Source organism: Curtobacterium sp. S6 (genome assembly GCF_000710345.2).
GTDB lineage: Bacteria > Actinomycetota > Actinomycetes > Actinomycetales > Micrococcaceae > Rothia.
Window position 1 is genome coordinate 1,288,992 of record NZ_JHEL01000015.1, and the last position, 19,474, is coordinate 1,308,465.

Sequence of the window (19,474 nt, forward strand, 5' to 3'; positions counted from 1 at the left end):
GCGTCCTGCCACGCTCGATCCCGCGTTCACCCTTGGAGCGCCAGCCCGAACGGAAGAACGCCCTCCGCGCCGGCCAGGCGCAGCTCTCGCGCGGCCATGGTCATCGTCCACCGGGAATCGATCAGGTCATCGACCAGGAGCACCGGCCCCCTGAGCCCCTCGAGCCGATTCGCTAGCTCGGGCCCCACGCTGAACCGCCCCCACACGGCGGCCGCGCTGAACGCACTATTGCCGCCGCGCTGGGGCGCACGCGCCGCGGCATCCGGTGAGATCTCCAGCGATCCGAGATACGGCAATCTCCCGGCGCCCGACAGCCCCCGGGCCAGGGAGTCGACGAGGCGGGGACGCGAGGACGAAGGAACCGAGACCACTCCCACGGGCCGGGCTGACCAGTCCCACTCGGCAAGCACCCCGACGCACGCCTTACCGACGTCGGGAGGAACCTCCATGTCGAGGGGCCTGCCGGCTTCATCACGGGCGAAGATCTCTCGGAGGCGATTGCCCCACCCGAGGTCCGTCAGCCGGGCCAGGGCACGTCCGCGCTCGGCGCGCTCCGATTCGGGGATCTTGCCCTTGCGGTCGATCCCCAGCTTGGTCAGGCCGCTGGGCCATTGCGCGCGCGGCTCGACCGGAACGCCGACGCGGACCAACCCGTGTTTGGCGCGTCGCGACGACTCGGCGTCGACATCGCTCGGGTACCACGGCCCCGCGCAGACGTCGCATCGGCCGCAAGGCTCCGCGGTGGTGTCGTCCAATTGATCCGCGAGGAACTGCATCCGACACGTCGACCCCGATTCGTAGTCGAGCATGGCCGTCTGTTCCCGGCGTCGTGCCTCCGCGATGCGCTCGTATCGTTCGGCGTCGTAGCGCCACGGCCGACCGGTCGCTTCCCAGCCTCCCTGGACGCGTTCGACGGCGTCTTCGACCGACAGCACCTTAAGCAGCAGCTCCAGGGAAGTTCTCTTGACGTTGACCGCCGACTCCAATGCCGCCACGGACATCGGCCGACCGGCGCTCGCGAGCGCACCGAGGACCGCTTCGGCGTTCTCCTGGGTCGGCATCGACGCCGTGGCGAAGTACTTCCAGATCTCCGGGTCCTCACGGCCCGGCAGAAGGAGGACGTCGGCGCTGTCCGTCGCACGACCCGCACGACCGACCTGTTGGTAATACGCCACCGGAGATGACGGCGCGCCCAGATGCACCACGAATCCAAGATCCGGCTTATCGAAGCCCATGCCGAGGGCGCTGGTTGCCACGAGGGCCTTCACCGCGTTGCCCTTCAGCGCCGCCTCGGCCTCTTCGCGTTCCGACGTGTCCGTGCGACCGGTGTAGGCACGAACCTCGTATCCCGACTCCGTGAGGATCCGCGCGGTGTCTTCCGCCGCCGAAATCGTCAGGGCGTAGACGATGCCGCTACCGGGGAGATCCCGGAGATGCTCGATGAGCCACGCGATGCGAGCCGCGTTGTCCGGCAGGTTAAGGACCCCGAGCCGGAGGCTGTGGCGGGAGAGCGGCCCCCTGAGGGTGAAGATGCCGTCGGTTTCCGCGGTCCCGGGATCCCCGTTCCGGTCCCCGCCCGCCGAGACCTGCCCGTCGCCCTCTGCGCGCCGCTGAACGGAGACGCCCAATTGCTCCTGGACATCCGCCACCACGCGGTGGTTCGCGGTCGCCGTGGTCGCGAGCACCGGGACCCCCTGGGGGAGCCTCGCGATGAGGTCGCGGATGCGTCGATAGTCGGGCCGGAAGTCGTGCCCCCAGTCGGAGATGCAATGGGCCTCGTCGATCACCAACAGGGAACAGCTCCGCATGAGGGTGGGCATCCATTCGTCGCGGAATCGCGGATTATTGAGCCGTTCCGGGCTGACGAGAAGGACATCGAGGTCGCCCGCCTCGATGCGTGAGCGGATGTCGTTCCACTCCGTCGCGTTGGCCGAGTTCACCGCCGCGGCGCGGACTCCGGCGCGTTCCGCCGCGGAGACTTGGTCCCTCATGAGCGCCAGAAGGGGCGAGACGATCAGTGCGGGCCCGCCGCCGAGCTCCCGCATCAGCAGCGATGCGATGAAGTACACAGCGGACTTGCCCCAGCCCGTCCGTTGAACCACCAGGGCCCTGGCCCGGTCCTCGACCAGGGCTCGGATCGACTCGAATTGCCCCGGATGAAATTCGGCGTCCTCCCGGCCGGTCAAGGCTCGGAGGTGGGCGATGGCGCGGTGATACAGCTCGGAATCCTGTGAAGCAACGGTCATGCCTCCAGTCTGACAGAGCCTCGAACGGGTCCGAGCACCCCTGTGGAAAACCACCCACCGGCATCAAACCTCGGGCACCCGCACAGCGCCTACACAGGTTGCCTCCAGTAGACTAACCTCGGCGTTCCCCTCTTTCTTCGACACAAGGTATGTGCATGTCAGTCATCGCGGATCTCGGTATCCACCTGCCCCAGCACGTTCAGGCATTGAACATGTTGCCCACTCCGTCGGTGGGCCTGCTGGGCTTCAATCTGGAAGACGTACTCTCCAGCGCGGGTCCGTGGGTTCTCGGGCTCGTATCGCTCATGGTGTTCATCGAGTCCGGGGTGCTTTTTCCGTTTCTTCCGGGGGACTCCCTCCTCTTCACCACGGGCCTGCTCCACGAACAGCTCGGGCTGAACCTTTGGGTCCTCCTGGCCTCGGTCTCCGTGGCGGCGATCCTCGGCGATCAGGTCGGCTACATGTTGGGCCATTTCTTCGGGCGGCGCCTGTTTTCCGAAAAGGGCCGCATCCTCAACTACCAAAATCTCGACCGGGCTCACGACTTCTTCGATAAGTACGGCGGCAAGGCGCTGATCCTCGCCCGGTTCGTACCGATCGTGCGGACCTTCGTGCCGCTGACCGCGGGCATCGCCAAGTATCGCTACGCCGACTTCGCCAAGTGGAACATCATCGGGGCGCTCCTGTGGTGCGTCCTGCTGACCTTCGCCGGCGTCTGGCTCGGCAACGTGACCTTCATCCGCGAGCACGTGGACATCATCGTCATCGTCTTGGTGTTGCTCTCGGTGGTGCCGATCGGCCTCGAGGTTCTCCGCGAGCGCAAGAAGGCGAAACTGCGCGAAGCCTCCTCGGAAGACGCCGCCCCCACCAGGGAAGGCTGACCCCCGGACGGAAGCAACGCCGGCCACGACAAAGCGGCGGCACCCCGAGGGTGCCGCCGCTTTGCTGTCTTAGGATCCTGAGGGCTCCCCGCCCGTGATGGGACCGATGCGCCACCAGGCCCGGTGGATGTCGCCCGGCGCGAGCACGGTCAGATCCTGCCCGGACCGGAACGAATCCGCCGGTGCGCTCATGGGCTCGACGGCCACCGCGCGTCGTCCCGGCAGCCCGTTCGGCTGGTCATCCGTGTAAACCTGAATCCAGCCGATCTCGCCGCCGCATTCCAGAAAAACTCCCCCGCCCTGGGGGTCGGTCAGTTCGCACCGGAACTTTCCGTCGGCCTGCCGGGATATTCCGCCGAGGGCGACGTCGTAGGGCGTCTCCCCTAACCGCCGGCTCTCCCGGAAGTCGGCCTCCGTGCCGTTCACGGATCGGGTGTCCACCGGCAATAACCGCTCCGGATCGGCCTCAATATATACCCCGGCAGGAATCTTTAGTCGCCAGTCGCCCACGGATCCGGGCGTGGACCCGTCTCCCCCGTCGGCCACGAGGTACGGATGCCCCGCGACCGCGTAAGGGGCCGGGTCCGAACCCGCGTTGGTCGCGATGACCGTCCAGTCCAGGCCCTGCTCCGTCAGCTCGTACTCGACCTCAAGGCGGATCGCGAACGGATACCCGGGCTGGGGCACCAGGTCCAGGCAGAGCACCAGACCGTCGGGCCGGGATTCGACCACGCTCCAGCGTTCCCACAGCGCGAGCCCGTGAGCCGCATTATGGCGTTCCGGTTCGCTCAGCGGCAGTTGATGGGTCCGGCCATGAAATTCGTACGCACCGTCTCGGATGCGATTCGGCCAGGGCGCGAGGATCGCGCCGTTGCAGCCGGGCCGAAGACCGTCGGCCGGAGTGGTCCGCACGAGATGCCCCGACGGCCCGCGGAGGGACACCAAGCTGGCGCCTACCTCCGCGATGGCCGCCGAGAAACCATGGCCGGCGATCTCGTGGACCTCTCCCTGGCAGGAGCCGAACACTAGTCCAGCTTCCCTTCGCCCTCGGCCTTCTTGATCTCCACGGACTCCGCGCTGGCCACGATGTCTTCCGCCGGAACCGGCGCGAGCCGATCCCAGAGGAAGAACAACCCGCCGACGATCAGCATGCAGATGCCCGTCCAGAGGTTGATGTGGATGCCACCGGTCTTGGCGGTGTCCGCGGCGGGATCGATGATGCCCATCAGGGTCACCAGGACGCCGTAGATCACGAACAGCCCACCGATGATTCGGCGCAGATCCGTGCGTCGGGTGTGCCGAATCAGTTCGTTTTTCTCCCCCTCGCTCAGCCTCACAAGGTCCGGAGTCTCAGAAACGTTGTCGCTCATCGTATTTCTCCTAGTCAGTGTGAGTGTTTACAGGAAGGGCAGGTAGAGGAGCACGCAGAGCACCAGGGCGGCGGTGCCCAAAAGTGCCGGCGAGCGGTACCAGGCGGCGTCGCCGGCGACGACGTCGGACTTCATGTCGACGGTGCCTACACCGTAGACCAACCCCTTGAGTTCGGACAGCGGCTTCGGTTTGGACATGTAGGTCACGATCACCGACACCACGATCACGGCCACGAAGGAGTAGATCGCGCCATACATGGTTTCCGCGGTGGCCGACCCGAAGAGCGACTCGTCGTTGAGGTACGCGATCCAGACGATCGTCGGGGCGATGATGCCCGCTATGTACCCCCATAGACCCGCCGCGGGGGTCATCCTCTTCCACAAGAGCCCCAAGATGAACACCGCGAACAGCGGGGCGTTGAAGAACGAGAACAGGGTCTGCATGTACGTCATGATGTTGCCGAATTGCGCCGCCAAGAAGGCGGTGCCGATTCCGATGACAACGCCGACCGCGGTGACCCACCGGCCCGCCGACAGGTAGTAGAGGTCGGGCATGTTGGGCTTGATGTATTCCTGCCAGATGTCGTACGTGAACACCGTGTTGAAGCTGGACACGTTGGCGGCCATACCGGCCATGAACGAGGCCATCAGACCCGTCACCGCGACGCCCAAGACGCCGGAGGGAAGGTACATCTGAATGAGCTTGGGGATCGCGTCGTTATAGGTCAACGAGCCGTCGGCGAACTGGTTACCGACGGTCGCCGCCGCGATCAGACCGGGCACCACGACGATGAACGGGATGAACAGCTTCGGGAAAGCGCCGATCAGGGGCGTACGACGGGCGGCAGACATGTTCTTGGCGGAGAACGCCCTCTGAACCTCGGTGAAGTTGGTGGTCCAATAACCGAAGCTCAGGACGAAGCCGAGGCCCAGCACGATCGCGAGCCAGTTGGCCCCGATCGGGTTGGTGACATCGCCGATGCCCGTGCCCTGCCACGTGGAGAGGTGCAACCTGCTGACGCCCTCCGTGTGCATCAGCGCCTCCTTCAGGCCGGACCATCCGTGCACGCGATGCAATCCCACGATCGTGAGCGGAACCAGGCCCGCGACGATCACGAAGAACTGCATGACCTCGTTGTAGATGGCACCCGAGAGCCCGCCGAGGGTGATGTACAGCAGCACGAAGCCCGCGGAGACCACGATCGCAACCCACTGGGGCCAGCCCAACATCGCCTCGATGATGATGGCCATCGCGTAGAGGTTGATGCCGGCGATCAGCACGTTGGACACCGCGAAGGCAATCGAGTTGACGGCGTGCGCCGCCTTGCCGAAGCGACGCAACATGAACTGCGGCACCGAACGAACCTTGGAGCCGTAGTAGAAGGGCATCATGACCAGGCCCAAGAAGACCATCGCGGGCACCGCGCCGATGATGTAGTAGTGCAACGTGGCCATGCCGATTTCGGCGCCGTTGGCCGCCATGCCCAGGATTTCGGTGGCCCCGAGGTTCGCCGAGACGAAAGCGAGGCCGGTGATCCAGGCCGGCATGGAACGACCCGAGAGGAAGAAGTCCATGCTGGTCTTGACCCGGCGCTTGGCCGCGATGCCGATGGCGATCACGGTCGCAAAGTAGAGGAAGAGCATCAGATAGTCGACCCATGAAAGGGACAGCCGGATGCTACTACTGGCATCTGCAAGCAACATCGCTTGCCTCCTGGAAAGTTCGATCACGCACAGAATTGTGCGTTGATGTTCACATTTGTTGAATTTTGCATTCAGCTTACACGCAGGTTGGGGGCTGTCAACCGCTCATCGGCACCACTATGAGAATCCCCCCGCTGACGAGGCGATGTTTACTATTGTTCGTTTCGTGGCATACTGATGCTGGTTCATACGCTGGGGTGTCCGAAAGGGGTGACCATGCTCGCCGAACAACGCAGGAAGCGGATCGTCCAAGAGGTCGAGAAACACGGGGCAGTCCACGTCCAGGACCTCGCCGAGATCTTGAACGTCTCCCCCATGACGGTCCGCCGCGACCTTGCGGATCTGGATGACCAGGGGCTACTCAATCGAATCCACGGCGGGGCCGAGGCCACGACGTCGGTCCTCGAACCGGCCTACGCGGACAAGATGTCGCGCAACGCGGATGCCAAACGCTCCATCGCATCCTCCGCCGCCGAGATGGTCTCCTCCGATCAATCCCTGGGGTTCTCGGCGGGGACCACGTGCACCCGCCTGGCCCAAGAGCTGACCGGCCGCCGAGGCATCACCAACCTGACGATCGTGACCAATTCCCTGCCCGTCGCCGAGGAATTTTTTACGGCCGAGCACGTCTCCCCCGGGCAGGCCCCCGCCAATCCCCATCACGTCCTTCTCACGGGCGGACAACGCACCCCGTCCGACGCGTTGGTCGGCCCCGTCGCCGACCTCACCATGACGAGGCTCCACGTGGACATCCTGTTCGTCGGCGCCCACGGAGCGGGCCCGTCGGGGCTCACCACGCCGAATCTCGCCGAGGCCCGCACCAACCGGGCGCTCATCGAATCGGCGCGCACCGTGGTGGCGATCTTCGACCACACCAAGTGGGGCACCACGGGCCTCGCGGGGTTCGCCGAGTGGTCCGAGGTGGACGTCGTCGTGACGGACTCGGGCATTCCCGCGGAGGCCCGCGAATTTCTGGAAGACAAGGTACAGAAGGTGGTCATTGCATCATGACAGAGACGGTTTCGCCGCGAATCACCCGGGGGACTTTGGCCGACGGCCGAGAAATCATCTTTTTCGACGATACGGAACCCCATCTCTCCGGCGCCGCGACGCGGGAGGTCCATGATCCCCGCCCGCTCGACGCACGGGTCATGCCTCCTCACGATGCCGCGAGCATCCGCATCGACCCGCTGACCGGCTCTCACGTGGCACTGGCGGCGCACCGAATGAACCGCACCTTCCTGCCTCCCGCCGATGAGGACCCTTTGGCCCCGGCGGGCCGCGGCACCGTCCCGTCCGAAATTCCCGAACCGGAATACGACGTGGTGGTGTTCGAGAACCGTTTCCCCTCACTCCAAGGCCCCCTCGAGGTGTACCGCGACGAGCCCCTCTTCCACGAAACCTCCCCCGCGGGTCGCTGCGAGGTCGTGTGCTTCACCTCCGACTGGGAGGGCTCGTTCGCCGAACTCGGGCATCGGCGGGCCCGGACCGTCATCGAGGCGTGGACCCATCGCACCCGCGAGCTCTCGCGCCTGGACGGCGTCGCCCAGGTCGTCCCCTTCGAAAATCGCGGGGAAGAGATCGGAGTCACCCTCCATCATCCGCACGGACAGATCTACGCCTACCCCTACCTCCCCCCGGAGACCGCCGACGTTGCCCGACAAGCACGGGAATGGCGGCAGCGAACCGGAGGGGACCTTCTGGGAGACGTCCTGGAGGCCGAGCTGACCGATCCCGTGCGCGTCGTCGCCGAGACCGCCTCCTGGGTGGCCTACGTTCCGTTTGCCGCCAAGTGGCCGGTCGAATTCATGGTCATGCCACGCCGGGCCGCCCGCGATTTTACCGAGCTCACCGACGCCGAGAAGGACGAGCTGACGGATCTGTACCTCGACCTCCTGGCTCGCCTGAATCGCTTCTTCGAATCCGTCGAGCACCTTCCCTACATCGCGGCCTGGCATCAGGCCCCGGTGCGCGGAGGCGACGACATCTCTCGCATGAGGTTGCACGTCTTCTCCCTGTTGCGGGCGCCAGGAAAGCTCAAGTACTTGGCGGGCTCGGAGTCCGCCATGGGCGCTTGGATTAACGACACCACCCCCGAACGCATCGCCCAACGACTGAGGGAGATCGCACCGTGACCGATATCGAGTGGAATAGTGCCCCCTCCGCGGAGGAGAGCGTCCAAGCCGTGAGGGCCGCGTTCGTCGAAGCCCACGGCGCGGAACCGTGGGGCGTCTTCTCGGCGCCCGGGAGGGTTAACCTCATCGGTGAACACGTGGACTACAACGGAGGGACGGTCGTCCCGCTGGCCCTGCCGCACCGGACGTACGTTGCGGTGGCACCGCGCACCGACGACCTGATCCGGGCCGCCTCGGCGCAGGAGCCGGGCGAACCGCAATCGGTTCATCTCTCCGAGCTGGCCCCGGGAACGCTCTCTGGATGGTTGACTTACGTCGCCGGTGTCCCCTGGGCCATGAGCCACGAAGGAATTGCGGGTGGAACCGCGGGCCGTGAAGCCTCCGGGGCGGATCTCGTCATCGACTCCGCGGTACCCATGGGGGCCGGGCTCTCGTCGTCCGCCGCCTTGGAGTGCTCCGTGGCATTGGCCATCGATGCCTTGGCATCGGCGACCGACCACGGCCGAGAGCCGTTGGCCGCGACCGATGCCGGTCGAGCCCGACTGGCGGCCGCCTGCATCCGGGCCGAAAACGAGATCGCCGGTGCCAGCACCGGCGGAATGGACCAGTCCATTTCGTTGCGCGCCAGCGAGGGCTCCGTGCTGACCATCGACTGCCGTGATTTTTCCTCGCGGCCCATCCCGATCGACGTCGCCGGTGCCGGCCTGGTCCTGCTGGTCATCGATACCCGGGCCCCGCATCGTTTGGCCGATGGCCAATACGCCCATCGCCGGGCGGGCTGCGAGGCCGCGGCTCGCGCCCTCGGGGTGCCGACGCTGCGGGACGCACTGGGCGAAGAAGTCACCGAGGCAGACCTCGAGACCATGCTCCGTCGGTGGGACGAGACGCTAGAGCGCGGCGCCATCGAGATGCCGGAGGGCCACGACGCCGAATCCATGACCGGGCTCGTTCGCCACGTGTGGACCGAGGTCTTCCGCGTCGAGCGGTGCAAGGAGCTCTTCGCCTCGGAGGCCCCTTCGGCCGAGGACCCCGCCTGGGTTCGCCTCGGCGAACTGCTGGACGCTTCGCACGTCTCGCTGAGGGACGACTACCGGGTCAGCTCTCCCGAGCTGGACCTCGCCGTGGACGCCGCGCGCGGCGCCGGGGCCATCGGCGCCCGCATGACCGGTGGCGGCTTTGGCGGGTCGGCCATCGCCCTGGTCCCGGTGGATTCGGTCGTACCCGTCGCCGAGGCCGTGGACCAGGCATTCCGGGCCGCGGGATTCAACGCACCGGCGTTCCTCGAGGCGGCGCCCTCCGAGGCCGCCCGCCGCGACGCCTAAACACCGGGCCGAAGACAGCGACGACGCCCCGTCGCCACCCGCTCGACGGGGGCAACGGGACGTCGTGGTGCGTGATGGCTTGCGGGGCGTCTCGGCCCTCAAGAGCCGAGACGCCCCGCTCGCCTAAATCGCTCTCACAGCCCTAGTCGCCTTCGTAGGCGCAGATCGCGTCGACCTTGGCGGCCGACGAGGAGTTCGGGTCGAATTCGAGGCCGAGCCACTCGTCGACGAGCGTCCTCGCCAGCTCGAGCCCGATGACTCGCTCGCCCATGCAGAGGACCTGCGCGTTATTGGACAGCACCGAACGCTGAACCGAGTAGATGTCGTGGGCCGTCACGGCGCGGATGCCCTTGACCTTATTCGCCGAGATGGCCACGCCCAGGCCGGTGCCGCAGATCAGCAGCGCCCGATCGGCCTCGGAGGCCATGACCTTTTCCCCGGCCGCCGTGGCGACATTCGGGTAGAAGGTGCCGTCGTCGGTCCCGGTGACCCCGACATCGATGACCTCGTCCACGCGCTCATCGGCCTCCAGATCCGCCTTGAGCGCCTCTTTGTAGTGATATCCGGCGTTATCTCCGCCGACTACGATTTTCAAACCCATCATGTGCTCCTCTCGTCACCGGGCATAACTGCCAGTCAGGCCCCATTATTTCGACTAGGGGGCCCATTTGCACCTCGTGCACGGAATTTCTTGACCAGCCACGTCGCCACGGCGAGCATCACCACACCGATCACGATCTTCTGGAAGATTCCGGCATAGTCCTCGACGACGTGCCACTTCTCTCCCAGGTAATAGCCGGCGAGCACGAACAGGGAATTCCAGATCGCGCTACCGAGGGTCGTCAAGACCAAGAAGGTTCCCAGCGGCATGCGGTCCACTCCGGCGGGAATCGATACCAGGGAGCGAAACAGCGGAATCATCCGTCCAAAGAACACCGCCCGGTTCCCGTGCCGGTGAAACCAGGACATGGTGCGGTCGACGTCCTCCACCTTGACCAGGGGCACGCGCCCGGCGATACGCCGTATCCGTTCGAGCCCGAACACGAAACCGGCGTAGTACAGCGCCACCGCGCCCAGAACCGATCCGAGCGTCGTCAGAAGCAGCGCTGCGGCCAGATGCAGGTCGCCACGGCTCGCGGCGAATCCCGCGAGCGGGAGAATCACTTCCGACGGCAACGGCGGGAACAGGTTTTCCAGGGCAATCAACAGCCCGGCGCCCCAGGAACCGAGGCCTTCCATGACCTCCACGGCCCAGCCGGCGACGCCCGTCTGCTCGGGCTCGGCGGCGGCCACGGCGAACATTCCGGCCTCGGGAAACGCGCCGAGAGAGGTTTCGGCCCCTTGGGCATGGCCCAGGGCGACGGTGTCGGAGGGGCGGTTGGCAACGGCATTTACTGTCGATGTCATGCCGCCAGCCTACCGGTGGCCCGTCATCAACTCGACCCTGGGGGGGCAACAGCGCGACGCCGCGGGACGGTCGAAGCGCGCGCAGATCCCCCGACTGACTAGGATCGACAAGACGCCTCCCCACGAAAGGACCATTTCCTCATGACCGAATACCCCGCCTTCGCACAGCCGGTCGAGATCCGTTGGTCGGATCAGGACCTCATGGGCCACGTGAACAATGCCCGCATCCTGACCCTGGTCGAAGAGTCTCGCATCCTGTGGCTACGCTCCCTCAACGGGTGGGACCGCGATATCAATCCGACGGTCGTGGTGCGCACGGAGATCAACTACCGCAAACCGGTCATGTACGGACCCGAGCTGGTCATCGAGCTCGGCGTCGGAAGGATCGGAGGCTCGTCGTACGGCATCACCTTCCGCGGAATCCAGGAGGAGGCCGTCGTCTTCGATGGCGTCAACGTCCTGGTCGGGGTCGATCCCGTCAAGCTCACGCCGCGGCAGCTCTCCGAATCCGAATTGGGCATCCTGAACCGGTTCGGAACCTTCGATCCCGAGGCCCCGACGGACCTCACCGCGGAGCCCGTGTCCCGGTAGGCTCATCACCTCGTGAGAAACACTTTGTGTCATGGGTCACTGACGCGTAGGGTTTTGCGCACCAGTATCCGGCGACGACGCCGACGACAGTGACGAGGTACCCATGCTCCACGGACGGTCCGCGACGACGGGCGACGACTACCCGCTCAACATGATTTCCCTGTTCCGGTATTCGGCACAGACCTTTCCCGAGAACACCATCACCCATCGGGACTTGGACGGCACCTGGCACCGTTCCACGTACTCCGAGGAATTCGGCCGCATCGGGCAGATGGCCCACGCCCTGACCGAGATCGGCATCGGTCCCGGCGACACCGTGGGTGTGCTCGATTGGAATTCACGACGCCATCTGGAACTCTATTTCGCGGTCCCCGGCCTAGCCGCGACGATGCTCCAGCTGAACCTGCGCCTGGCGGCCGAGGACTTGGGCTACGTGATCGACCATTCCGAGGCCGACTGGATCTGCGTGGACGAGTCGTTGCTACCGATCGCCGAAAAACACCGGGACGCCGAGCGGGTCAAAGGCTGGATCGTCATGTCCGATCACCCCTCCGGCGAGGTGGAGACTTCCCTCCCCAACGTCGTGTATCTCGAAGACATCATGGGCAAGCACCCGGGTGACTACCCCTTCGAATGGGTCGAGGAAACCTCGGCCGCGTACGCGGGATACACCACGGGCACCACAGGTCGCCCCAAGGGAATTTTATATTCCCACCGGGCCATGTACCTCCACTCGCTCGCGACGATCGCGTCCATGAGGATCGGGTACAACTCAACGGTCATGCTTCTGACGCCGATGTTCCACGTCATGTGCTGGGGTTTCCCCCAATCGGCGGTCTCGGCCGGGGCCCGCATCGTCTTGCCCGGCCGGTGGCAGGCGAAGGACGTCGCCGTGCTCGGCGACGCCTTGGCGGCCGAGTCGGTCACGGTGACCAACGCGGCGCCCTCCATCCTGACTCCCCTGCTCGATTACTATCGCTCGCTGCCCGAGCCGCCCGACCTGACCGGGCTCAGCATCATTTGCGGAGCCAGCGAGCCGGCCCTGTCCATGATGCGGGGGTTCAAGGAGGTCACGGGCGCCGACGTCGTCCACGCCTACGGGGCCTCGGAGACCTCGCCGCTCGTGTCCACCAACCGGGATCTCCCGCCCGCGCTCCACGACCTCAGCGAAGATGAAGCCTGGGACATCAAAAGATCGCAGGGGATCCCGATGCTGGGAGCCGAGGTCAAGATCGTCGATCTCGACGGCCGCGAGCAGCCTCACGATGGCGAATCCGCCGGTGAGCTGCTGGTCCGCGGCCCCTGGATCACGACGTCGTACGTCAATCGCCCGGACACCGAAGACAGTTTCAGCGACGGCTGGTGGCGCTCTGGCGATGCCGGCGTGATCGATCGGAGGGGCTATATCAAGCTCACGGATCGGCTGAAGGATGTCATCAAGTCCGGTGGCGAATGGATCTCGTCGATCGACATGGAGAATACGATCCTCGATCACCCCGACGTCGGCGAGGCTGCGGTCATCGGCGTCCCCGATGAAACGTGGGAAGAACGGCCCGTGGCCTACGTGGTCCCCCGCGATGGAGCCTCCGTGACCGAGCAGAGCATCTATGACCTTCTCGCCACCCGCTTTGCCAAGTGGCAGCTTCCCGATCAAGTCATCATTTCCGAGGGGCTCCCCCGTACGTCGGTCGGAAAGCTCAATAAGCGGAAGATGCGCGCCGAATTCGCGGACCAGGAGAATTGAGGGTTCTCTGCTCGGACTCCGGGGTTCTTCGACAGTCCTGCACAGGCTCGGTACAGGGTCGATTCCTATGCTGGAAGTACCTCATAGGTGCGAGTGATTGACAGAGAGCGGCCCCCGATACGTCGGGGGCCGCTCTTTCATGCGCGGGCGGTGCGCACCGGTTGCGGTTTTAGCGCGCCGCTTCGGTTTCGCCGGCGTCGGTTCGCGCTTCCGCCTCGGAGATGGATTCCCCTCCCAGGGGGACGCCCTTCCGAGCGCCGCCGGCAAGGTCGAGGATCGCACCAATCACCGCCGCGATCAGCGTCGGGAGGAACCAGCCAAGGTCCTGCGAATGCCCCGGCGACCATCCGATCAGCGGCGTGATCAGGGAGGCCCCGACGTTGAGCGACGCCAAGGTCATCAGCGCGGCCCAGATGGTGGCTACCGCGAGCGCCAGAACGAAGGTCCAGTGCAGGCGTCGGCGAACGAGCGGTTCGATCAAGGTCAGCAGGATCAGCGTGATCGCCGGCGGATAGAGGAAACCGACGATGGGCGCGGCGATGGCCAGCACCGTTTCCAGGCCCGTGGTCGAGACCGCGCAGGAGATCAGGCAGAAGATGACCAACCAGGCACGGTAGGAGACCTTCGGAACCATTTTGTGGAAGTACTCGGAGGTCGCGCCCAACAGGCCAACCGCGGTCGACAGGCAGGCCAGCAACACGATCAGGCCGAAGACGATCGTTCCGGGCGTCCCCATGGTCTGTGCGGCGGCGTCGGCGAGGAGGGCGGCTCCGTCCTGATAGCCGGACCCATTGGGGATGAAGTTTCCGATGTAGCCCAGGCCAAGATAGATCACGCCGAGGAAAACTCCGGCGATGATGGCCGACAGCCCGACGCCTCGCACGAGCTTCGGTCCGGCAGGCATTCCCTTGTGGCGAAGGGCCGAGACCACCAGGATGCCGAACGCGAGCGCGGCAATGGAATCCATGGTGAGGTAACCGTTGACGAATCCGGTGGCCCCCGCGTGCGTCGCGTAGTCGCCGGAGGCCTGCCCGGTCCCGTGATCCATCGTGAAAATGGCGAGGACGATCAGGATCGCCAGGAGAACGAGCAACGCGGGGGTCAGGTATTTGCCGAGCTTATCGACCAGCCCGTTCGGGTCCAGACACATCAAGAACGCGATGATGAAGAACACCGCGGAGAATCCGGCGGCCGCCCCGGTGGATTCCCAACCGAAGACGGGCGTGACCGCCGACGAGAAACTGACGGTGGCGGTTCGTGGCAACGCGTAGAACGCACCGATCGACAGGTAAGCCAGGATCGGGAAGATCAGGCCGAAGATGCGTCCTCCGCGGCGGGCGAGATCCTGCACGTCGTTGCCCGTGATCGCGACGGCGATCACGGCCAGGACGGGAAGCAGGACACCCGTGCTGATGAATCCGAGAATGGCCGGAAGGAAGTGTTCACCGGATTCGACCCCGACGATGGGCGGGATGATCAGGTTCCCCGCCCCGAAAAACATCGAGAACAGCATCATGGCTGCGATCGCGATGATCCAGGGGGAGGTGCTCTTCTGCGACGGATCTGTGTGTGCCATGTGGTCTGGCATTCCTTTACGTGCTGGTGGTGATCGATGTATCTGTGATCTTCTGCTCCTCGAGCAAAGCACCAGATTACCCGTGCGTCGGCATCGGTGACGACCAAATTCTCGGTCCATCTCACGAGGTGAGGCCCCGGGCCACCCCCACAAGACCTGGGGAAACACCCGACGACGGGCTACCGTGGGAGCAGAACCACCCACGCGGACGGAAAGGTGCATCACATGAACCGCATTGCTATTGCCGGCGCCACCGGCTCGATCGGCAAGCTCATCGTCGAAGAAGCGGAGAACAAGGACCTTGATGTCGTGGCGCTCAGCCGCTCGACCGGAGCGGACTTGCTCACCGGCGAGGGCCTCCGAGAGAAGCTGACGGACGTGGACGCCGTGATCGACGCGTCCCAGGTCGGCGACCCCACGGCCGATGACCCGGTCTCCCCGATTCTGCGCGGAGCCCAGAACCTCCTTGACGCGGCCGGCTCCGCGAAGGTCGGCCGGCTCGTCATGCTCTCGATCAACGGCGTCCAGGATGCTGGCCTCCAGAACTTCCCGTTCTACGACGCCCGCGCGCGCCAGGAGAAGCTCGTGCTGGACTCGGGCCTCACCTCAACGATCGTCCGCAGTTCGCAGTGGTTCGAATTCGCCCTCAACCCGGCGGCCGTGTCGGTCGCGGACCACGAGGTCACGAGCCAGGACTGGTACATCCAGCCCGCCGCGGCCGCGAGCGTCGCCCGGTACTTGGTCGAGGCAGCCCTCGGGGAACACGGGGACGGCGTGGTGACGGTCTGCGGCCCCGATGCCATGCGCCTTCCGGCACTGACCGAAGCGGTCCTGGCCCATCGCGACGACGCACGCCCCGTCGAGATCCAAGAACCCCCGTTAGCCGGCCTGGGGGACGGAACCCTGCTGGCGCCCGCGGGCGCCGATCTGGTGGGGCCGACGCTGGATCAGTGGCTCGACGATCTACGCTGACCTGCGAGGACGTCGTTCCCCGCAATGAGGACGGCCATGTAGCCACCTCAATGTATTCTTTCCGATGCATTCAAGGCTCTGCACAGTCGCCATCCAGGATCCCTGATTAGAGTCTTTATTACCTCATAGGTGCGAGTGATTGATGTGAAACGGCCCCCGGTGAACACCGGGGGCCGTTTCGCGTTCTCGGAGGGATCCAGGCGTTACCCGAAGAGCCCTCCCTTGCGACGTCGGCCGCGAGAGTTACCGAAGATACCCCGGACGAGCTCCCGGCCCAGCTGGGATGCCACGTTGGTTCCCACACGCATCATGGCATCGTTGCGCTTGCGCCGTTCACGGTCCTCGTCCTTCTCCTGTTTGGCCTCGTCCCGCGCGCGTTGCTGGTCCTCGCTCGGTTGCTGCTTGGCTTGGGCGGGTTCCTGCTCCCGGGCTTCAGCCTGGCCGGCCTCCTTCTCCGACAACTTTTCGAAAGCCGAATAGGAATCCACGACCTTTGAGTACTTCGGCGCGAGATCGCTGTTCTGAACGATCTGGTCGATGGTCGAGGCCGAGGCGGGCGCCATCCGGGATTCGGGGGCGAACATGCGCGTCCACGCCACGGGCGAGGGCGCTCCCGTATCCGTCATGACGGTGACCACGGCCTCGCCAATGCCCGCCGATGTCAGCAGCTCCTCGAGGTCGTACGAGGATTTCGGGAAGGTCGAGACCGTGGCCTTGAGCGCTTTGGCATCCTCGGGGGTGAAGGCCCGCAATGCGTGTTGCACGCGGTTTGCCAATTGCCCCAGGACGTCGCCCGGCACGTCCTTGGGGGTCTGGGTGATGAAGAAGATTCCGACGCCTTTGGAGCGAATCAACCGGACGGTCTGCGTGACCGATTCGAGGAAGGCCTTCGACGCCCCGTTGAACAAGAGGTGGGCCTCGTCGAGGAAGAACACGAGTTTGGGCTTATCCACGTCACCGACTTCCGGCAGTTCCTCGAAGAGATCGGCGAGAAGCCACATGAGGAATGTCGAGAAGAGCTGCGGCTTGGACTGGAGGTGGGAGAGCTCCAGCGCGGAGATGATGCCCCGACCGTCCTGGGCCGTACGCAAGATCTCCTGGGTGTCGAACTCGGGCTCGCCAAAGAATTTGTCCATGCCGTCGGCCTCCAGACCGACGATCTTACGGAGAATCACGCCGGCGGTGGCCTTGGACAAACCACCCAATTCGGCCAGCGCTTCCTTGCCCTCGTCGGAGGTCAGGAACTGAATGACGGCGCGCAGGTCCGCGAGGTTAAACAGCTCGAGTTCGTGCTGATCGGCGTAGTGGAAAACCAGCTGGAGGCTGGATTCCTGCGTCTCGTTGAGGTCCATCACACGTGACAACAGAATGGGGCCGAAGGAATGGATCGTGGCGCGGATCGGAACCCCGGCGCCGTCGCCACCGAGAGAGTAGAACTCCGTGGGGAAGGATTGGCCGTTCCAGTCCTGCCCGATAGCTTGGCTTCGTTTGGTCAGCTTGTCGTTGCTTTCCCCGGCCTCGGCCAGCCCCGAAAGGTCGCCCTTGACGTCGGCGAGGAATACCGGAACGCCCTTTGCCGAGAGTTGCTCGGCCATGGATTGTAGGGTCTTGGTCTTGCCCGTGCCGGTCGCCCCTGCGACGAGTCCGTGTCGGTTCATCATCGACATGGGCAGGCTGACGGGAACCTCGGGCTGAGGATTCCCCTCGCTCATCGCGACGCCGAGACGCACGACTTCCCCGTCGAATTTATATCCGTTCGCAATCTTTTCGAGCTGTTCATCATTAGCCATGAGGCTTACGTTACCCACAGGAGGCCTCTTTCGTAGGTGTCCAGACGAAATTGTGGATGATCGGTATTCACCTCGGAGACCGTCGGTGGCCTGGGCGTCCTTCCGAAGTCGGCGATAGTCTGTGCCACAGGGGATCAATCCCCGAAACCGTTGAGGATTCGCGCCGCTGGAGGACCCGTGAAGAACATTCCCGATATTTTCCTCGTTTGCCTCTGCGTTTTCATGGTCGCCCTGGTCACGGAATTCATCATGGCCAGCGTCGGCGGCATCAGCCCCTGGCTACTGGTGGCGATCGTGGTGGTCTCTATCCCCGTCTCGATCCTGCTGGTGAGGTGGCGCAATCACCGAGGTGACTAGGTCTTCCCGCCCCGGCAACATCCACCTTAGGGTTGCACCATAGAGTCATCGCTCGGGGACCTGCCCGGGCTCTCTCACTAAGGAGTCACCATCATGTCCCTCCGCTTGAATCCCTATCTCACCTTTACCGGCGATGCGCGGGCAGCATTGAGCTTCTATCACGAGACCCTCGGCGGCGAACTAACCATCTCAACGTTCGCCGATTTTCAGGCGCCCGTTCCGGAAGAAGAGGCCGATAAGGTCATGCACGGGCAGCTGTCCGCCCCGAACGGCTTAGTCATCCTCGCCTCGGACGGCGGCGTGATGGACCGCGTTCCGCGACAACTGGGCAATCCCCAAGTGGAGGTCGCCATCCTCGGCAACGCCGAGACCGACGAGAAGGAGGCGCGCGGCTGGTTCGAAGGGCTCTCTCAAGGCGGTGAGGTGACGATGCCGCTCGACAAGGCTCCGTGGGGTGACGTGTTCGGGTCTTTCACCGACAAATTCGGCATCCGTTGGATGATCAACCTGGAGGCCACCAAGGCGTAGGCCGGGAGACTTCCGGTCATTGAAAGGGCGGCGTCGAGCCAAGAATTTTCGACGCCGCCCCGTTCCTGAGTGATCCGGAAGATTCGCTCGCCCGTAGCGCGAGCAGTGACAGGAGGGTTGAATCCCCAGGACGTCGGCGGTCCACATTCGACGCTCACCCGCTCGCTATCCCCGAGTTTCACGGGGAGAGCCGAATGCCCGCCGACGATTCCGAGGGTACTCCGGGGCGCTTCGACCGCCCTCGGCCCCCGAGAGCACTCGAGCGGCGCCTGTGTGCCACATCACCCGTAATCAGGCGGATGATGAGCTGGGCCAACGCTGCGGTCACCCGCTCCACATCGTGAGCAACGTCACTAAAATGTCCTTTGGCGTTACGACACTCGGCGCATCGCGGCCAAGGGCAGCACGTACGCGGACCATAAATACGCAAAAACCCCCGACCCACAAGGGTCGGGGGCTTCGTGGCGGAGGATGGGGGATTTGAACCCCCGAGGGCGTGAACCCAACACGCGTTCCAGGCGTGCGCCATAGGCCGCTAGGCGAATCCTCCAGGCGTTGCTCGGTCACGACGGACCTCACGAAAGCGAACAGAGACGAGCTTACACATCCCCTCGACCCCGTGCCAACCCGGGGGCGGCAAAGGTGGTGCATGCCACGATTTGTCGGTGTGACACCGGCCGTGCGCTGGGCTAAACTATCGGAAGCCCCTCGCGTGGCGTCATCTTAGAAAATCCCCCAGGACCGGAAGGTAGCAAGGGTATTTAGGCTCTGACGGGTGCGCGAGGGGTCTTATCGTTAACTCGACGATCCCCTCGGTCACAGCGGAACCGGCTCGCCTCATCCACAGGATC

17 protein-coding genes, 1 tRNA gene and 1 other RNA gene are annotated in these 19,474 nt (G+C 64.8%); 10 read left to right on the top strand and 9 right to left on the bottom strand.

Annotation, left to right across the window (positions count from 1 at the left end):
• Positions 1–26: 26 nt before the first annotated feature.
• Complete coding sequence (locus CURSPS6_RS08125) at positions 27–2,246, bottom strand: RecQ family ATP-dependent DNA helicase (RefSeq protein WP_030015437.1); 2,220 nt, start codon at positions 2,244–2,246, stop codon at positions 27–29.
• Between the two features lie 155 nt (positions 2,247–2,401).
• Here CURSPS6_RS08125 and CURSPS6_RS08130 point away from each other — a divergent pair, with 155 nt between their 5' ends.
• Positions 2,402–3,127 (top strand): VTT domain-containing protein, encoded by a 726-nt coding sequence (locus CURSPS6_RS08130; protein ID WP_030015439.1) that lies wholly within the window; start codon positions 2,402–2,404, stop codon positions 3,125–3,127.
• A gap of 69 nt (positions 3,128–3,196) precedes the next feature.
• Here CURSPS6_RS08130 and CURSPS6_RS08135 read toward each other — a convergent pair whose 3' ends face one another.
• From CURSPS6_RS08135 to CURSPS6_RS08145, 3 genes are read right to left on the bottom strand one after another with little or no spacing between them, the layout of a single operon-like run.
• The gene (locus tag CURSPS6_RS08135; protein WP_051687750.1) at positions 3,197–4,153 is read right to left on the bottom strand and encodes an aldose 1-epimerase family protein; all 957 of its coding nucleotides are present in this window, start codon (positions 4,151–4,153) and stop codon (positions 3,197–3,199) included.
• Complete coding sequence (locus CURSPS6_RS08140) at positions 4,153–4,497, bottom strand: hypothetical protein (RefSeq protein WP_030015441.1); 345 nt, start codon at positions 4,495–4,497, stop codon at positions 4,153–4,155. Before CURSPS6_RS08140 ends, CURSPS6_RS08135 begins: the two co-directional genes overlap by 1 nt.
• A 27-nt stretch (positions 4,498–4,524) precedes the next feature.
• Positions 4,525–6,201: a sodium:solute symporter family protein gene (locus tag CURSPS6_RS08145; RefSeq protein WP_030015442.1), complete on the bottom strand. Its 1,677-nt coding sequence runs from the start codon at positions 6,199–6,201 to the stop codon at positions 4,525–4,527.
• A gap of 216 nt (positions 6,202–6,417) precedes the next feature.
• Between CURSPS6_RS08145 and CURSPS6_RS08150 the strand changes: the two genes are divergently transcribed.
• From CURSPS6_RS08150 to galK, 3 genes are read left to right on the top strand one after another with little or no spacing between them, the layout of a single operon-like run.
• Positions 6,418–7,212 carry a DeoR/GlpR family DNA-binding transcription regulator gene (locus CURSPS6_RS08150; protein WP_030015444.1) on the top strand — a complete coding sequence of 265 codons (795 nt, stop codon included), beginning with the start codon at positions 6,418–6,420 and terminating at the stop codon, positions 7,210–7,212.
• Positions 7,209–8,336, top strand: a complete 1,128-nt coding sequence (galT, locus tag CURSPS6_RS08155; protein WP_030015445.1) for a galactose-1-phosphate uridylyltransferase — start codon at positions 7,209–7,211, stop codon at positions 8,334–8,336. Before CURSPS6_RS08150 ends, galT begins: the two co-directional genes overlap by 4 nt.
• Positions 8,333–9,658 (top strand): galactokinase, encoded by a 1,326-nt coding sequence (galK, locus tag CURSPS6_RS08160; protein WP_030015446.1) that lies wholly within the window; start codon positions 8,333–8,335, stop codon positions 9,656–9,658. The genes galT and galK overlap by 4 nt, the downstream gene beginning before the upstream one ends.
• Before the next feature lie 142 nt (positions 9,659–9,800).
• Here galK and CURSPS6_RS08165 read toward each other — a convergent pair whose 3' ends face one another.
• Positions 9,801–10,259, bottom strand: a complete 459-nt coding sequence (locus CURSPS6_RS08165; protein WP_030015448.1) for a ribose-5-phosphate isomerase — start codon at positions 10,257–10,259, stop codon at positions 9,801–9,803.
• A 35-nt stretch (positions 10,260–10,294) separates the two neighbouring features.
• The gene (locus CURSPS6_RS08170) at positions 10,295–11,065 is read right to left on the bottom strand and encodes a DedA family protein (protein WP_321164029.1); all 771 of its coding nucleotides are present in this window, start codon (positions 11,063–11,065) and stop codon (positions 10,295–10,297) included.
• A gap of 141 nt (positions 11,066–11,206) precedes the next feature.
• On the opposite strand from CURSPS6_RS08170, the gene CURSPS6_RS08175 reads away from it, so the two are divergent.
• Both CURSPS6_RS08175 and CURSPS6_RS08180 read left to right on the top strand, forming a co-directional pair.
• On the top strand, positions 11,207–11,656 hold the full coding sequence (locus tag CURSPS6_RS08175; protein ID WP_051687752.1) for an acyl-CoA thioesterase: 450 nt from the start codon (positions 11,207–11,209) through the stop codon (positions 11,654–11,656).
• Positions 11,657–11,759: 103 nt separating this feature from the next.
• The gene (locus CURSPS6_RS08180; RefSeq protein WP_030015451.1) at positions 11,760–13,400 is read left to right on the top strand and encodes a long-chain-fatty-acid--CoA ligase; all 1,641 of its coding nucleotides are present in this window, start codon (positions 11,760–11,762) and stop codon (positions 13,398–13,400) included.
• 169 nt (positions 13,401–13,569) lie between these two features.
• Here the strand turns inward: CURSPS6_RS08180 and brnQ are convergent, their stop codons facing one another.
• Complete coding sequence (gene brnQ, locus CURSPS6_RS08185) at positions 13,570–14,976, bottom strand: branched-chain amino acid transport system II carrier protein (protein WP_152978089.1); 1,407 nt, start codon at positions 14,974–14,976, stop codon at positions 13,570–13,572.
• 225 nt (positions 14,977–15,201) lie between these two features.
• On the opposite strand from brnQ, the gene CURSPS6_RS08190 reads away from it, so the two are divergent.
• Entirely contained in the window at positions 15,202–15,948 is a 747-nt protein-coding gene (locus tag CURSPS6_RS08190; RefSeq protein WP_035810324.1) for an SDR family oxidoreductase, read from the top strand.
• Positions 15,949–16,151: 203 nt separating this feature from the next.
• On the opposite strand, the gene CURSPS6_RS08195 is transcribed toward CURSPS6_RS08190, so the two are convergent.
• A complete protein-coding gene (locus CURSPS6_RS08195) occupies positions 16,152–17,738 on the bottom strand; it encodes a helicase HerA-like domain-containing protein (RefSeq protein WP_030015456.1) in 1,587 nt (528 codons plus the stop codon).
• Positions 17,739–17,915: 177 nt separating this feature from the next.
• Between CURSPS6_RS08195 and CURSPS6_RS08200 the strand changes: the two genes are divergently transcribed.
• Both CURSPS6_RS08200 and CURSPS6_RS08205 read left to right on the top strand, forming a co-directional pair.
• Positions 17,916–18,095 (top strand): hypothetical protein, encoded by a 180-nt coding sequence (locus tag CURSPS6_RS08200; protein ID WP_030015458.1) that lies wholly within the window; start codon positions 17,916–17,918, stop codon positions 18,093–18,095.
• A gap of 93 nt (positions 18,096–18,188) precedes the next feature.
• Entirely contained in the window at positions 18,189–18,623 is a 435-nt protein-coding gene (locus CURSPS6_RS08205) for a VOC family protein (protein ID WP_030015459.1), read from the top strand.
• Between the two features lie 462 nt (positions 18,624–19,085).
• Here CURSPS6_RS08205 and CURSPS6_RS08210 read toward each other — a convergent pair.
• Positions 19,086–19,173 (bottom strand) — tRNA-Ser (locus CURSPS6_RS08210).
• A 148-nt stretch (positions 19,174–19,321) separates the two neighbouring features.
• On the opposite strand from CURSPS6_RS08210, the gene ffs reads away from it, so the two are divergent.
• An RNA gene (gene ffs, locus CURSPS6_RS12360) (signal recognition particle sRNA small type) lies at positions 19,322–19,420 on the top strand.
• Positions 19,421–19,474: the final 54 nt, after the last annotated feature.

What these genes read in the sequence shown, in the direction of transcription:
- CURSPS6_RS08145 (WP_030015442.1), bottom strand. Translation starts at nt 6,201, where the DNA reads ATGTTGCTTGCAGATGCCAGTAGTAGCATCCGGCTGTCCCTTTCATGG.
- CURSPS6_RS08140 (WP_030015441.1), bottom strand. Translation starts at nt 4,497, where the DNA reads ATGAGCGACAACGTTTCTGAGACTCCGGACCTTGTGAGGCTGAGCGAG.
- CURSPS6_RS08165 (WP_030015448.1), bottom strand. Translation starts at nt 10,259, where the DNA reads ATGGGTTTGAAAATCGTAGTCGGCGGAGATAACGCCGGATATCACTAC.
- galT (WP_030015445.1), top strand. Translation starts at nt 7,209, where the DNA reads ATGACAGAGACGGTTTCGCCGCGAATCACCCGGGGGACTTTGGCCGAC.
- CURSPS6_RS08180 (WP_030015451.1), top strand. Translation starts at nt 11,760, where the DNA reads ATGCTCCACGGACGGTCCGCGACGACGGGCGACGACTACCCGCTCAAC.
- CURSPS6_RS08170 (WP_321164029.1), bottom strand. Translation starts at nt 11,065, where the DNA reads ATGACATCGACAGTAAATGCCGTTGCCAACCGCCCCTCCGACACCGTC.
- CURSPS6_RS08190 (WP_035810324.1), top strand. Translation starts at nt 15,202, where the DNA reads ATGAACCGCATTGCTATTGCCGGCGCCACCGGCTCGATCGGCAAGCTC.
- CURSPS6_RS08175 (WP_051687752.1), top strand. Translation starts at nt 11,207, where the DNA reads ATGACCGAATACCCCGCCTTCGCACAGCCGGTCGAGATCCGTTGGTCG.
- CURSPS6_RS08205 (WP_030015459.1), top strand. Translation starts at nt 18,189, where the DNA reads ATGTCCCTCCGCTTGAATCCCTATCTCACCTTTACCGGCGATGCGCGG.
- CURSPS6_RS08150 (WP_030015444.1), top strand. Translation starts at nt 6,418, where the DNA reads ATGCTCGCCGAACAACGCAGGAAGCGGATCGTCCAAGAGGTCGAGAAA.
- CURSPS6_RS08125 (WP_030015437.1), bottom strand. Translation starts at nt 2,246, where the DNA reads ATGACCGTTGCTTCACAGGATTCCGAGCTGTATCACCGCGCCATCGCC.
- CURSPS6_RS08195 (WP_030015456.1), bottom strand. Translation starts at nt 17,738, where the DNA reads ATGGCTAATGATGAACAGCTCGAAAAGATTGCGAACGGATATAAATTC.
- CURSPS6_RS08130 (WP_030015439.1), top strand. Translation starts at nt 2,402, where the DNA reads ATGTCAGTCATCGCGGATCTCGGTATCCACCTGCCCCAGCACGTTCAG.
- brnQ (WP_152978089.1), bottom strand. Translation starts at nt 14,976, where the DNA reads ATGGCACACACAGATCCGTCGCAGAAGAGCACCTCCCCCTGGATCATC.